Raw genomic sequence first — 14,007 nt, forward strand, 5'->3', positions numbered from 1 at the left:
TCACTTACGTTCACCATACCACTAGCCTAGCCCTCCAACCACATGATGCTTGCAGTTTATGCCCCTCTCACGATTGAGCATCTTCTTTTTCAAGAGGAGGTTCATTGTCCGCATCGCTTGGCACCAACCGGTTGCCCGATTCGCACTGATGCGTAGACTCAGACGGCAAAACATCTGGTTTAATAAGTTTTAGAATCCTTTCAGTTTCTTTCTGAATGAATTCCTCTCCTTTTAAACAATATGACCGAAGACTTTCAGGTCGCACCAATCCATTGATATTACAAGAGCGTACTATATCAAAAAAGCAAAGAAAAAATAGGAAGGTTACTAATATAAATAGTATTAAATTTAGGGAGGAAGATTTATTTGTACCACAAAATGCTATAGAGGTAGAAAATTCAAATATGAGTATAAAAGAAGTAGCAGAAGAAATAGTAAGTCAGATGTACAAACTTGGCCAAATTAATAGTGTTTACGCAATAGGCAACGATTTCATATACTGAGGCTCATTTAAATATAGAGCCTCAACTCCATTTAATTTTTGTTTATTTTTTAGTCTATAACGGACTAATAGCCCTGCATGGCTAGCATCCAACTTTGGTAAACTGCAATCCATATATGTAATGCAGTGCGTTTCAGGCTGGAGTTCACTTACTACAGCAGGATTTGATAGCGGTAACAAATTGAAATCAAATAACTGCGTATAAAACTTTTGATCATCTTCGATTATAGCTTTAATATTTTTTTTGCTATTTGTACAAAGTAGCGATATTGCATATGCTTGAGCTTCCAGGGCACTAACCCCATATAACGGCTTATTTGTAGCAAGATTTATACCTTGTGCAGTTGATATACCAACTCTGATTCCAGTAAAACTTCCTGGTCCAACTATCACTGCTAAATGGTCTATTTTATCGTAGCTGTAATTATGCTTATCAAACAAAGTATTCAGTATTTGAAAAAATGATTCTGCATGACTATTGTTTGCAGAATTGCGTTCTACAAAACAATTACCATCGTAATCAATTACTGCTATTGAACTACCAGCACCTACAGTATTAATTGCTAGAATGGACATCACTTAAGCTTATCATAGAGCTTTGTAAACATCATAGTGAACGCACCGTTACCCATAACATTTGCTGAAGTTATTATTGGGTCAAACACTATATACAATGCTGTAATTAATGAAAGCATCTCTGGGGAGAATTTAAGATACTTCTCAAGAACGGGCAACATTACCATAATCCCTCCCGCTGGAACTGCAACAATAGCAAATTTAAATAACAGAAAGTAGAGAAGGAAAGTCACATAGTCTGTTGCAGACAATGCACCACCAAAAGTCATTATCATTGATAGTATTATAATAAAAAAGCAATCACCTACTAAATGAAAGCTAGCGGTTATTGGCACAACAGACGATGCTATATCATGCTGCTTTACATTTTTTTTGCTTCCTTCAAGAGTAAGCGGCATAGCTGCATTACTAGACATTGTGCTCATTGCAGTAATAAATGCTGGTATCATATTACCTATACTAGCTATCCAGCTTGTGATCTTGAACGAATTTGCTGCTCCATATAAGAGAAAAACATAAAGGTAGGTTGCAGATGATATAATAATAAAAATTATTGAGTAATCCTTAAATATTATGGGTAAAACCTGATCATGTTCCATTTTTAAAGCAAGACCAAGTACAAACATTGGAATAATTGGCGTCAAAAATGTCTTCAAAATAAAGAGAGTTAAATCTAACATTTTGTTCGAGAGCTCTTTGCTTTTTTTTGGTAATATTGTGGACACTAATATGCTTAACACAAATCCACAAGCAAGGGCATAAAAATTAGAAAGCAATGCAGGTATCCTAAATGACCATAAAGGAACAATTGTTTCTTCATATGTTATATCTTGTATTGAATAAGTGTTTTGTGTGATGAAATGCCCAACAGAATAAGCTATTAAACTTGAAGCTAGATTCGACAAGAAAATCGTTATAATAAGTAACAATATAAACTTTATAGCCGACTGCTTAAGATTGTTAACACTACTAAAGATTAATGCAAAAACAATAAAAGGCATTATAAATAGTAAGATCTCTTTTATACTAAGGCTTATTGAATACAAGAAGGTTTTCACTTCCATTGGAACTAGATGACCAAAGAATACAACCGAAGTGATAACAGCAAGTAAGGTTAGTAATTGTAACATATTCTAATATAGCGATACCCTATGGAAATACATATGATAAATTAGCTGCTAAGTAAAGTAAAACTGCCTAGAATATTTGCATTACCTTCTAGTACTTGAATGAGATTTCAAATTACAACGTTTCCACAAAGTATATAATTAACATCCACACCTTTGGTCAAGTTCCATTCACGCTTTATTACATTATATTCCATACCAGTCATATCTTGTAGTGTTACATTGTTCTCTCTTAGATGATTTGCAATTTCTGATGGCTTGAGAAATTTATTCCAATTATGTGTGCCTTTTGGCAGCCAGTTTAATATGTACTCTGCGCCGACTATTGCAAGACAGAAGGATTTAATAGTTCTATTTATCGTCGATATAAAAATTAGCCCTTCTGGCTTCAACAGCTCTATTGCTTTTTTCATGAAAAACTCTAAATTATCGACATGTTCAACCACTTCCATCAACAAAACCACGTCATACTTCTTGTCATTGCTTAGCTCTTCAATGCTAGTGTGTGTGTATTCTATATTTAACCCTACTTTCTTCGCATGCAACTGTGCCACTTTTATGTTTTCCTCACATACATCTATTCCTGCAACGCTAATACCAATACGCGCCATTGACTCTGACAAAATGCCACCACCACAACCAACATCGAGCAATGATAGTTCTTTTAAATCGCATTTTTTTAATTCTTTTATTTTCTCAACGATGTATGATACTCTCACAGGATTCATCATGTGCAATGGCTTGAATTTGCCATTCTCATTCCACCATTCACCTGCTATTTTAGCGAATTTTGATATTTCATCTTCGTTATAAGTTTTTGTGGTTTTTTTCTTGCTAATATTGCTAAGTTTATCAAGGCGTTCTTTATGTCTACTTTCTTTTGAAAATTCTGTTTCGAGGAATTGTTTGACTATGTCTTTTGCTAATCCACTCGCAGTAAACCCTGCACCAAGACAAAGTATATTCGCGTTGCCATGCTCGCGAGCTAATTTTGCGATCTCAACACTATTACATAAAGCAGCGTAGATTCCTTCAAAACGATTTGCCACAGTACTCATGCCCAAACCTGTACCGCAAATTAATATTCCATAATTTGCTTTTTTGTTTGTTATATCTTCTACAACTTCAGCAGCATAGTCAGGGTAGTCTACACTCTTTTGTTCAGCAGTGCAGCCACGGTCTATCACTGTATAATCTAAAGTTTCCAAGTAAGCCTTTATTTCTGATTTTAGTTCATAACCTGCGTGGTCTGAAGCAACTGATATCACATCTGACATATAAGAAATTGCAACTTAAGGGTATTTATATGGGTAATTTATTTTGAGCTTTTTGTCAAGCTCTCCTGATCTTTCTGAATAAATTTCGAGTCAGATATGCATAAATTCTATATAATTTTTATCCTACCACTACTCATTCGGTAAAATGGATCATATAGATATTATAAAGTCAAAATTATTGTTGTCCGACATAGTAGGAAAAAAAGTTAGGTTAATAAAAAGAGGAGATAGTTTTGTTGGACTCTGCCCATTTCATAACGAAAAAACTCCATCTTTTTCGGTCAGCAATGTTAAGGGCTTATATTACTGTTTCGGTTGCTCAGCTCATGGTGATGCGTTTGAATTTATTTCACAAACTGAGGGCTTAAGTTTTAAGGAAGCGTTGGAAAATTTGGCATCTGTTGCAGGTGTTGAGTTACCCAAAAACCTCAGCTTTGCTAAAGAAAATGACAAACTGTTTTCAGCACTGAATTTAGCTGCAAGTTGGTTCGCGCAGAAAAATCGAGGTGTTATGGCTTATTTAAGGCAGCGCAAGATCTCACTCAAAATCATAGATAAATTTAGAATAGGTTATGCACCAAGTTCTGGCTTGAAGGAATATTTGAACTCCTCTGGTATTAAAGACGAGATTTTGATCGATGTTGGGTTAATAAATAAGAATTCTCGTGATTATTTCTATGATCGGCTGATATTTCCTATACACAACATCACGGGCAAAGTTATTGGTTTTGGCGGACGTGCGCTGAACTCTGAGCAACAGCCGAAGTATCTAAACAGCCCAGAGAGTCAGCTCTTTAAGAAAAGAGAAAATTTATATGGATTAAACTTTGCTTTGAGTGAAATACGCAAAAAACAGCATCTATTTGTTGTTGAAGGATATATGGATGTAATAGCACTACATCAAGCGGGAATTAGCAATACAGTTGCTCCGCTTGGTACCGCAATTTCTGCAGAGCAGATAAAAAATCTATGGAAATTTGCTAAAGAAATTTCCATCTGTATGGATGGCGATAGTGCCGGACGTCATGCTGCTATTCGAATTGCAGAACTTGTTCTACCGATACTGGAGCCTGGATACACATTGAAGTTCGTAACTTTGCCAAACAATAAGGACCCATACGATATATGCAATGAGCTAGAATATAAGACAGAAGACGTACTCTCTGCTTTTAACCACTCAACAGAACTGCACTCTGAATATTTATGGCATCACATAATTGGTAGCAATTTGCAAAATTATGAAAAATTTGCTCCGGAAAAATATTCAATTCTTGAGCACAAGTTCATGAAATATGTCAATGCTATCGGTAACAGCAGTATTAGAAGGTATTATAGAGATTATTTTTACAATAAGGTCAGTGAATTAAGAAGAAACTTTAAAAAGCTGATTTTTAATAGCAAAGCAACAAAAGGTGAGTATCTTTACAATAAATCTCCAGAGCTAATTGAAGCAGAGCAAAATCAGGCCATAATTTTGCGTATAGCCGTAGAATTTCCTGAAATCTTGAACCGTCCTATATTTTTTGAGCAATTTTCTCATTTCGAATTTACTAATGAGATGAAAAAATTACAACAGTGCGTAATTAATATGGTAACTAATGAGAGCAACTTTAATAAAGAAATTCTGCTACAGGAGTCTAGTGTTATAAAGTTTATATTTGAAAAAACTAGCGTACTAAATAGTCAATTAAGTGAGAAGAGATCGGCAGAAACTGTCTGGAATAACATAGTATTACGGAAAGAATTAAATGTATTACAAGAAGAAAAAATTAAAGCAAGGCTGGGCGGTAATTTTGACTTAGAGGAAAGGCTAATAGAACAAATAAAGCAAATAGAGGATAGTATACAAGAAATGCAAATGGAATTTATTCAAAAGTAGATGGCTTAAGATGTTCAAAATTATTAGAAAAACACTGTATTAGTATTTGCTTAAAATAGCTTATTCTAGTATATTTCTGGTTTGTTCAACTACGATAAGTGTTTTCATTTCTTCCTCTTATTATCTTTCTAGCCTTATACCTTGGAAGTGGTATTTATTTTTCTTTTATCGGACTTGGTAATCCTCTTCATCAAATTTCACCGTTAGTTTGCTTATTACCAGCATTATTTTTTGCTGTTCTATTCAATAAAAACAAAATTCAACATAGTATTGATACTCTTATAAAAGGTATGGGTAATAAAACTACTCTTACCGTATGTTTGATTTTTCTATTTGCTGGAGCATTTTCTACTGTTACTGAATCGCTTGGTAGTATAAATGTTATTACTAACTTAACTATTCGATTTCTTCCAGCAAGATTATTACTTCCTGGAATGTTTTTACTTTCTACTTTTATTTCAAGTGCAATCGGCACATCAATCGGAGTTATTGCACTTATAACACCAATAGCTGTTAATTTAGCACAAAATGGAGCTTTTGATTGTGCAGTGGGTGTTGGAGCTGTGATAGGTGGGTCTATGTTTGGCAGCAACCTTTCAATGATATCTGACACTACTATTGCTGCTACTTCTTCACAAGGAGCTTCAGTAAAGGATAAAATAAAACTCACTTTCAAGACAGGATCTGTTACAGGTCTTATAATACTTATTTATCTAGTAATAATTTCAAATAGTACAGAAGTTGTTTCTATCTCAAGTCTGAATTATTTATCCATAGTCAAAATTATCCCTTATATATCTTTAATAATTATGGGTTTATTTGAAATAAACACTCTAGTAACATTAGCTATTAATATGGTTATTGCTGGGATATTAGGAATAGCTTTTTTTGATTATTCTCTTATTGAATATTCTCGTGACATATATAGGGGTTTTTATAAGATGAATGAAGTAATGATATTTATTCTCTTCAGTAGTGGATTAAGCCACTTAATGTACGAATACAGTCAGAAAAAGATAGATATATTCACCGATAAGGTGAATATGACAAAAACTCAAGCTGAATTTATGATTGCGGGAATATCATCTCTGTTTACTATTTTAGTTTCCAGCAATGTTGTTGCTATTTTATTAACTAGTAATATTGCGAAAAGACTTGCACAAAGATATAACATTGCACCACACCGTAGTGCGTATTTATTAGAAATATTTACTTCTATCACAAAAAGTATCTTACCTTATGGTTCTCACGTATTACTAGCAAGCAGCATTGCCTCTCTGTCACCTATCATCGTACTAACAAAAGTATATTATTGTTTTGTTTTTGCAGCAGTTGCAATAAGTGAAATAGTGATTAATGGCAGACGTCATGCGGTTGTAGCTCCTCAATTACCATAAACAACTCTTTAAATTTTCACTCAATTTGTTGATAAATTAACAAATATTATAATCTTTGCTAAAATACTTATATAGTACCAATTCTTTTAAAGACATAGTATTACTAATGTTATAAAAAATGTATCAAAATAGTGGAGAAAAAAATGCCTGATTATTATGAAATATTAGGAGTAAAAAGAGATGCTACTCATGGTGAGATAAAAAAAGCATATCGCAAATTAGCATTGAAGCTTCATCCAGATAAATTGCTTGAGGAAGTGAAAGAGCTAGATAGGCTAGAAGGAAAGAAGAAGGACGGAAGGCTACTATCACAGTCGGAAGAAGATCAACGGGCTCAACTTGAAGAGAAATTGACAAAGTTCAAGGAAATATCAGTAGCACGCAAAGTGTTATCTGACCCAACAAAAAAAAGCCAGTACGATAGAGGAAAGTATGAGTATGGGGATTGTAGTGATGAACTGGAGTTGTTGCGGGAAGAGATGAGTAAACTTAAACAAGAAGAGAAAAGAGAAAAATTTTTTAATGAAATATATATTATGTATTGTTCGAAAAGTCAAAAATTAATCGAAGAGAAAATAGAAAGGCTAAAGAAGAGTTTAAAAGAAATAGGCAAGATGGGCAAAGCTAAAGAGACTGAAGAACCAACTGAATCCGAATATGTAAGAACTATTCTGGGATTGTTGTTACATATCCAGTCAAATAAGTATGAAGAGTGTGATGATATAATAAAGAAAGTTACAATTGATGCTGGTGACATTACATTTCTAGTGCAAATTGCTATTATGTACGATCGTGTGGCATTTTTCAAGCTCTTTGAAGGAAGGATAGAAATATCACGAAATGAAATCTTAAGCTATGCTTATGAATACCAATCTGAAGAGTTTTTGGATTATTTTTTTAATAAGTACTTAGATAAATTAGATATCAACTATAGAGATAAAGAAGGAAATACAGCTTTACATCATACATTAAAATGGTTGGATTTGGGTAAATCGAAATACCAAGGTTTTGTCAAGTCACTTCTTAGTAAAGGTGCAAGGCTTGATGTTAAAAATAGCAAAGATGAAACTCCATTTGATCTCTTGGTCAATTATGCTACATACTTCTCTCGTAAGGAAAAAGTAGTAGAAAAATTAAATAATCTTTCGGTGGTGCTTAGTGGTTGTAAAACCGATGAGCTAAAGAAGCTAGAAGGTACTTCTGCGTTGAATGAACTAGTAGATACTATTGTTAGATATAAGCATAAAAAAGCTCTAGATCTTCTAGTTGAAAATAACATAAAGATTTCAAGTACTATTTTAGAAGGTATTGTTAAACACAATTGGAAAAAAGAGATTTTTGATTGCTTTTTACATAGAAAGAAATATAATTTTCAGGATGAAAATGGGAATACACCTCTACATCATGCTTTAAGAAACTTACAGCCCTATACGTCAATGCTTCGCAAAGTTGAATCACTTGTGAGTGCAGGTGCGAGATTTGATGTTAACAATGACCAAGGTGAAACTCCGTTTGATCTCTTGGTTGAATATGTTGAGAAGGGGTTTTATGGTCAAGCGTCAAGGTTAAGTTATGCTTGGAAGTTGTTTAACAAATGTGAAAATAAAGATGTACTAAGAGAGCTAAAATATAAAGATGGTACTCCTGCATTAGATAAACTAAATGAGCTTCGTATTAAGTGTCGTAATACTTCTATCATAGTTGCTTCTACGTTAGCAGTAGTAGGAGTTGCTTTAGAAGTAGCTATTGCAGTCTACTCAGGAATGTTAGCGTTAGGGATAGGAATTGGAGTTTGTTGTCTTGTTGTTGCTGCAATCACATACCATTGTAATAGTCCTGCAAATTTATTGAAAGATAGCAATGCTGAAGTTGCAATTAATCAAATGGCATTAGTAAAATTATAACTTAAGATCAGAAGAAATGGCAGATCAAGTTTAATAATGTTAATTCAGTAATATATTTAGTAAAATCTAAAACTAAGAAAATTCTATACTTGCAACTCTGTGAGATGCTGGTGGTATCTATCTTACTTTCTTGATAGGAATACAGATTACAAGAGATAGGCGATGGAATTTCAAAGAGTTTGCAAATAATAGTTATTATTTGTAGAATATAGAAAAGTTAATAGAGATTTTAATAGTATGCCATCCGTTACTTTTATTTTACCTGATGGAAGTAAGAAAAGCTATGAAGCTGCAGAAGGAGAAACTCTGCTTAATTTAGCCCACAGAAGTGATCCAGATCTGCTTGAAGGTGCATGTGAAGGCTCTCTTGCTTGTTCTACATGCCATGTGATTGTTGATTCAAAATTTTATGATGTTGTAGAAACACATAACCCTATATCTGATGAGGAAAATGATATGCTGGACCTAGCTTTCGGTTTAACAGAGACATCGAGGCTTGGATGCCAAATAAAAATCACAAAAGATATTGACGGTTTGTGCGTAACCGTGCCCAGAGGTACAAGAAATATATCATTAGATAAATAAGAGGATAATGCGTAAAATTTTTATCTATATTCTTATCTCCTTACCTTTGTTTATTCCTCTAGCTTATAGTGGTTTTTGGTATTTTTCTGCATTTAAGGTAAAAAGTCTTTTAACTGATTACATTAATGACGAAAAAGTTGATATTTCACATGATTTTAAGGGGTTTCCTTTTAACCTAGTTTTTCGTGTAACGAATCCAAAATTTTCTAATGAGCAATTAACTGTTTCATCTGAAGCTTTAATGATAAAAAACAGATTATTTGATAAGTCAGTATATATCTATATACCAAGCAATAAAGTAAACATTGCTGTCCGTAGTGATGAGAAAAAGAATATAAAGTGTCACACACACGTGAGTAGCCACTTTGTTGTTAAACTAAATGATTTACTATCTTCATTAAAATTCAACAGAAATAGCACTGTAATAGACTATATAGATACATTTCGTTACGAAGATTATGGATTAAAATGTGATGTTTTAGAAAATCAGCAAAGTGTTATAACTGAAGTGAATGATAAAAGTAATTACATTCAATTTCACTTTGATAAAGAACTGAATGAAAATACTAAACTAGAATTTGATTTTTATACTTACCGTTATAAACATACTGCAAGTCCTGAAAATTACCTTAGTGTCGACGCTAAATTAGATTATGAATTTGTAAACCATATTTCAGCTTCTAAGATTAATTTCAACATAGAAAAATTTTTGATTGAGAGTAATAACTTTTCTATTGCTGCGAATGGTGGAGTAAGTAATTACAATTTAGTTACATCTTCATTTGAAGATAAAATCAATGTAGCCATATCAAATTATAAAGAATTAATTTCGTTTGTGACTAATGATTCAAAGACTGCAGATAAATTGGAAAAATCAATATCTTCCTTATCAGAAAAAATCACTAATAACGACATTCAATTTTCAATAAAGTACGACAATAATGTAGGTTCAGGCTTTATTGGAAAATTATCCACTACTGATTTTATCACTCAATTCACCAAGAATGAGAATAGTAATTAGCTTACTTTTTACATTGATATTCCATTTAAGCATAAATGCTTTTACTTTGGATGATAAACTAAGAGACGAAAGCATGGAAGAGCGAGCAAGTAGCTTATTTGCAGTAATAAAGTGTCCAGTATGCTCTGGTGAATTATTATCCGAATCTGAGTCTCAAGTTGCATATGGTGTGCGTAAGACAATTCGCAAGAAGATCAGTGATGGATATACTAACGAGCAAATAGTTTCAGAGTTAAAAAATTCTTATGGAGATTCAATTATCATTGTACCACCTGTAAAATCTAGTACCTACATTTTATGGTTTACTCCTTTTATAATTCTTCTTATTGGATGTTTTCTAGTACGAAAATCAGTTCAGAAAATAGATAAAGTAGTAAAAAGATAACTATAGAGTAAAAGTGAGTTTACAACAAATGCAAGTAGCTACTATACGAACATTTGAGTTTAGATCAAAGATTGTAAGGTTAAATCTTCCATCCAAATAACCACGCACTCTACCTGCTTATCTGGGTAGACTTCTTGCACTAAGGTTTTATAGATCAACATTTGCTTTTTTATTTCATTTGATGAGGAAATAGAAACGTTATGGTGTGATTTATAGTCAATTATGATTGCTTTGTCTTCTGTTATGCACAGTCTGTCTAGCCGCACTAATACTGGTTTTCCGTCAATTGTTCCACTAAGTGGAATTTCTGATTTGCCCTCCAAGTCGAACAGGTAATCATATTTTTCATTAAAGGTTAATATTTTGCTGTAAATTTCATCCTTATCTTCACTAGTGTTTATGCTATCAAGATATTTCCTAACCCAATTTTTTCTCCTGTCTTTCTCTATCTTGGGCATATATTGCAATATACTGTGAATTATTAAGCCTCTTGCATAGCTGTCTGTCGTCCCAATGCTCCTTTTTGTCATTCCAGCATTCTCATCTGTTATCCCAGTGCTTGACACTGGCTTTTTTTCTCCAGGTTCCAGCGTTACGTGCTGCAATGACATTGATAGGTTTGATGGAGGTGAAATCACTGGAACATCAAAATAATCACGTTTTTTATAAATAGAAGGGTAGTTTGCATTCATGCATAGCACTTCAACTTTTTCTTTAAATATCGGCTGTAAGTATAGTTTTTTCCTCTCATATAATGCTCCATATTGAATAACTAGATCATACCAAGAGCCCTTTTGCACTGGCTCTTTGCCTAAAATGTATAACTCATCTTCAGCACGCGTAAGTGCCACGTACAGCAAACGCAAATATTCGTTATAATCCTCTAGTTTTTTCTCTCTTTTTACTTGATTACAATAAGCATTACTATTTTTGCCACACCAAAATGGTGCTTCCGTTGCATCAAACAAAATATTTTCGCTGTTTCTTGGTACCGTATTTGTGTCAACTAAAAACACTATTGGAGCTTGTAGACCTTTTGATTTATGAATTGTCATTATTCGTACAGCATTGAGTTTTGATTGCATATCGTTTTTAATCTCAGGATTATTTTCTTTGATCCACTGAACAAATGCTTGAAGAGATGGGTGCTCAAATTGCAATACGAGGTTCATAAATTCGTCTAGAATCTCGAAGCACTCAAGACCTAGCCTTGCAGCAAATTTCTTCCTGCCTGTGCGCAATATATGAGTGAATAGTGTAAGGGGGGATTTTGTCTGAGATAAATTAATTAGATAGTTTAATTCATTAGAGATAATCTCCTGATAATCTTGAAGTTTTTCCCACAACGACTGTTCTTTACGATCGTATGCAATATTGAATAAATCATCCTCAGTGAAGTTAAATAGCGGTGATTTTAAAACATTTGCAAGAGCAAGATCATTTGCCTGGAGGAGCAAAAATTCAGCTAAAGCTATTAAGTCCTGCACAGCTATGTAATCCATAATTCTAAAATAATCTCGGCCTATAACTGGTACATTTACTTTTTTTAGTTCACTTATTATGTAATCAACTAACACATTTCGCTGCCGTACCAAAATCATAATATCCCTTGGTTCTATATGACGATCTTTGGCGACTAAAATCCGCCCTTCGTTTAACCAATTGTGAATTCTTTGGGCTATTGCCTGAGCAAGTAATCGATCCTTTACTACATAATCTTTCCTCTGTGTTAAATGAATTTGTAAGGCTTGCTGCTCTTCCTCTTCATATCCTGGCAGTAACGGCCAAATTTCAATGTATCCTTGATCGTTTTCTCTATATGGAATATGTTTTATCTTGTTATCATTGAAAGATATTTCTTCACGAAAATTGTTAAATATTCTGTCTACAAGCATCAAAACTTCTGGAGTTGAGCGAAATGACTTTTCAAGTTGACATGATACCCAATCTCTGCCACCGGTTTTCGTGTGAAAATATTGCTGCATGTAATTAAATAGATGGGGATTTGCTCCTTGAAATCTGTAAATGGATTGTTTTACATCCCCAACAACGAATAAAGTTCTCTTTTCGTCACCACCGGTAAAAAATTCATTGCAGAGATTTGTTATAATTTTCCATTGACTGATACTATTGTCTTGCGCCTCATCAACAAGAATGTGGTCTATTTTTTGATCTAGATTAAACAATATCCAATCTTTATAGCCTGGATTGCTAAGGAGATTTGTTGCTAAATTGATGATATCATCATAATCAAGCAGTGCATTCTTTGATTTTTCACTATTATATAGATCAACATATACTTTAAATATACTAAGTAAACTACTGGTTCTTGCGAATATTTGATAAGAATTTATGTCCTTTACATGGGTAAACAATGCATTTTGAATGCTTTCTATCATTTGCTCTACGTCTTCAAATTTTTCCAAAGCACCCTTTGTTATAATGGATGATATGCTCTTTTTTTCGTACGATTCTGATTTGAGAAATACTTTAGCTAAGTTCTCTATCTTGTTGTCATCCAAGTAGCTGACACTGGGATCCATATTTCTTTTTTTCTGGATCCCAGTGTCAGCTACTTGGATGACAACATTTGGTACGGACGATTTTCTGCTATTACACCAATCATAAAGTATCGCACTGTAACTCTGATCTCTTTTGCTGCCCTCACTTAATATTTTAGCTAATCTTTTTATCTGCTCAATCGTTTCACTCTGTAAATCGTGAATCTTATCTGGGGCACTTAGTTTATCTTTGATATACCCTAAATTATTTTCTAGAGCTGATCTCTTTATACATAAGGTATAGAGCAAATCACTCAGCTTGTTTTCATCAAATTCAGCTGCAATGATATTTATATCGTCCTGCACAGTTTCATTATGAAGCGTTTTTTCAAATATGATGGAATGCAATTCTTTACATTCGCTCAACGTACAATTTGGAGCGATACCAGCTTCTGTAGGAAAGCTGGAGATTAATTTGTAACAAAAGGCGTGTATAGTTTGAATATTAAGACCAAGATTTTCCAGTTCAGAAAAAAGCCTTCTTGCTCTTGTTAAATAATCTTTATTTTCTCTGGTTACACACTGGGCTAATTGTTCTAAATCTGCGACCAATATACCCTCTGGATATATTGCCCACTTACTAAGTGTACTGTAAATGCGATCCTCCATTTCATTTGCTGCAGCATTGGTGAATGTTAAGCAGAGAATATTTCTCTTATTCTCTAATAGAAGTCTTAATACTCTGTCTATTAAGATCTTTGTTTTACCTGTACCAGCTGATGCACTTACCCATACAGAGAAGTTAGGATTTATGGCATTTGATCTCATTAGGAGTGTATAAAGTTTGACTGAA

At 33.5% G+C, this 14,007-nt stretch carries 10 protein-coding genes and 1 pseudogene; 7 read left to right on the plus strand and 4 right to left on the minus strand.

Going from position 1 to position 14,007, the window contains the following annotated elements:
* Nucleotides 1-260: 260 nt before the first annotated feature.
* Nucleotides 261-503, plus strand: a pseudogene (locus AAHF52_RS06940) (hypothetical protein); the annotation flags it as partial.
* On the opposite strand, the gene tsaB reads toward AAHF52_RS06940, so the two are convergent.
* The 3 genes from tsaB to ubiG all read right to left on the minus strand — a co-directional run bounded on the left by tsaB (nt 473) and on the right by ubiG (nt 3,482).
* Nucleotides 473-1,078 carry a tRNA (adenosine(37)-N6)-threonylcarbamoyltransferase complex dimerization subunit type 1 TsaB gene (tsaB, locus tag AAHF52_RS06945; protein WP_007302675.1) on the minus strand — a complete coding sequence of 202 codons (606 nt, stop codon included), beginning with the start codon at nt 1,076-1,078 and terminating at the stop codon, nt 473-475. The pseudogene AAHF52_RS06940 and the gene tsaB sit on opposite strands and share 31 nt — an antisense overlap.
* Complete coding sequence (locus AAHF52_RS06950) at nt 1,078-2,208, minus strand: cation:dicarboxylate symporter family transporter (RefSeq protein ID WP_007302676.1); 1,131 nt, start codon at nt 2,206-2,208, stop codon at nt 1,078-1,080. The genes tsaB and AAHF52_RS06950 overlap by 1 nt, the downstream gene beginning before the upstream one ends.
* A 107-nt stretch (nt 2,209-2,315) precedes the next feature.
* Nucleotides 2,316-3,482, minus strand: coding sequence for a bifunctional 2-polyprenyl-6-hydroxyphenol methylase/3-demethylubiquinol 3-O-methyltransferase UbiG (gene ubiG, locus AAHF52_RS06955; protein ID WP_052264730.1), 1,167 nt, complete (start codon nt 3,480-3,482; stop codon nt 2,316-2,318).
* Nucleotides 3,483-3,627: 145 nt separating this feature from the next.
* Here ubiG and dnaG point away from each other — a divergent pair, with 145 nt between their 5' ends.
* The 6 genes from dnaG (at nt 3,628) to AAHF52_RS06985 (ending at nt 10,653) form a co-directional block, all read left to right on the plus strand.
* Entirely contained in the window at nt 3,628-5,361 is a 1,734-nt protein-coding gene (dnaG, locus tag AAHF52_RS06960; RefSeq protein ID WP_019236374.1) for a DNA primase, read from the plus strand.
* A gap of 98 nt (nt 5,362-5,459) precedes the next feature.
* Nucleotides 5,460-6,758 (plus strand): Na+/H+ antiporter NhaC family protein, encoded by a 1,299-nt coding sequence (locus AAHF52_RS06965; protein WP_007302679.1) that lies wholly within the window; start codon nt 5,460-5,462, stop codon nt 6,756-6,758.
* 143 nt (nt 6,759-6,901) lie between these two features.
* Nucleotides 6,902-8,662, plus strand: a complete 1,761-nt coding sequence (locus AAHF52_RS06970; protein WP_319606772.1) for a DnaJ domain-containing protein — start codon at nt 6,902-6,904, stop codon at nt 8,660-8,662.
* Nucleotides 8,663-8,899: 237 nt separating this feature from the next.
* Nucleotides 8,900-9,247 (plus strand): ferredoxin family 2Fe-2S iron-sulfur cluster binding protein, encoded by a 348-nt coding sequence (locus tag AAHF52_RS06975; protein WP_007302681.1) that lies wholly within the window; start codon nt 8,900-8,902, stop codon nt 9,245-9,247.
* A gap of 7 nt (nt 9,248-9,254) precedes the next feature.
* A complete protein-coding gene (locus AAHF52_RS06980) occupies nt 9,255-10,268 on the plus strand; it encodes a hypothetical protein (RefSeq protein WP_007302682.1) in 1,014 nt (337 codons plus the stop codon).
* Nucleotides 10,252-10,653, plus strand: coding sequence for a cytochrome c-type biogenesis protein CcmH (locus tag AAHF52_RS06985; RefSeq protein WP_012481753.1), 402 nt, complete (start codon nt 10,252-10,254; stop codon nt 10,651-10,653). Before AAHF52_RS06980 ends, AAHF52_RS06985 begins: the two co-directional genes overlap by 17 nt.
* 59 nt (nt 10,654-10,712) lie before the next feature.
* On the opposite strand, the gene AAHF52_RS06990 is transcribed toward AAHF52_RS06985, so the two are convergent.
* The gene (locus AAHF52_RS06990) at nt 10,713-13,982 is read right to left on the minus strand and encodes a UvrD-helicase domain-containing protein (RefSeq protein ID WP_342068409.1); all 3,270 of its coding nucleotides are present in this window, start codon (nt 13,980-13,982) and stop codon (nt 10,713-10,715) included.
* Nucleotides 13,983-14,007: the final 25 nt, after the last annotated feature.

Origin of the sequence: Wolbachia endosymbiont (group B) of Melanargia galathea, assembly GCF_964030625.1 — a bacterium.
GTDB lineage: Bacteria > Pseudomonadota > Alphaproteobacteria > Rickettsiales > Anaplasmataceae > Wolbachia.

Coding starts and splice junctions, on each gene's coding strand:
- AAHF52_RS06980 (WP_007302682.1), top strand. CDS start 9,255: ATGCGTAAAATTTTTATCTATATTCTTATCTCCTTACCTTTGTTTATT.
- AAHF52_RS06990 (WP_342068409.1), bottom strand. CDS start 13,982: ATGAGATCAAATGCCATAAATCCTAACTTCTCTGTATGGGTAAGTGCA.
- AAHF52_RS06975 (WP_007302681.1), top strand. CDS start 8,900: ATGCCATCCGTTACTTTTATTTTACCTGATGGAAGTAAGAAAAGCTAT.
- ubiG (WP_052264730.1), bottom strand. CDS start 3,482: ATGTCAGATGTGATATCAGTTGCTTCAGACCACGCAGGTTATGAACTA.
- tsaB (WP_007302675.1), bottom strand. CDS start 1,078: ATGTCCATTCTAGCAATTAATACTGTAGGTGCTGGTAGTTCAATAGCA.
- AAHF52_RS06970 (WP_319606772.1), top strand. CDS start 6,902: ATGCCTGATTATTATGAAATATTAGGAGTAAAAAGAGATGCTACTCAT.
- AAHF52_RS06950 (WP_007302676.1), bottom strand. CDS start 2,208: ATGTTACAATTACTAACCTTACTTGCTGTTATCACTTCGGTTGTATTC.
- AAHF52_RS06985 (WP_012481753.1), top strand. CDS start 10,252: ATGAGAATAGTAATTAGCTTACTTTTTACATTGATATTCCATTTAAGC.
- dnaG (WP_019236374.1), top strand. CDS start 3,628: ATGGATCATATAGATATTATAAAGTCAAAATTATTGTTGTCCGACATA.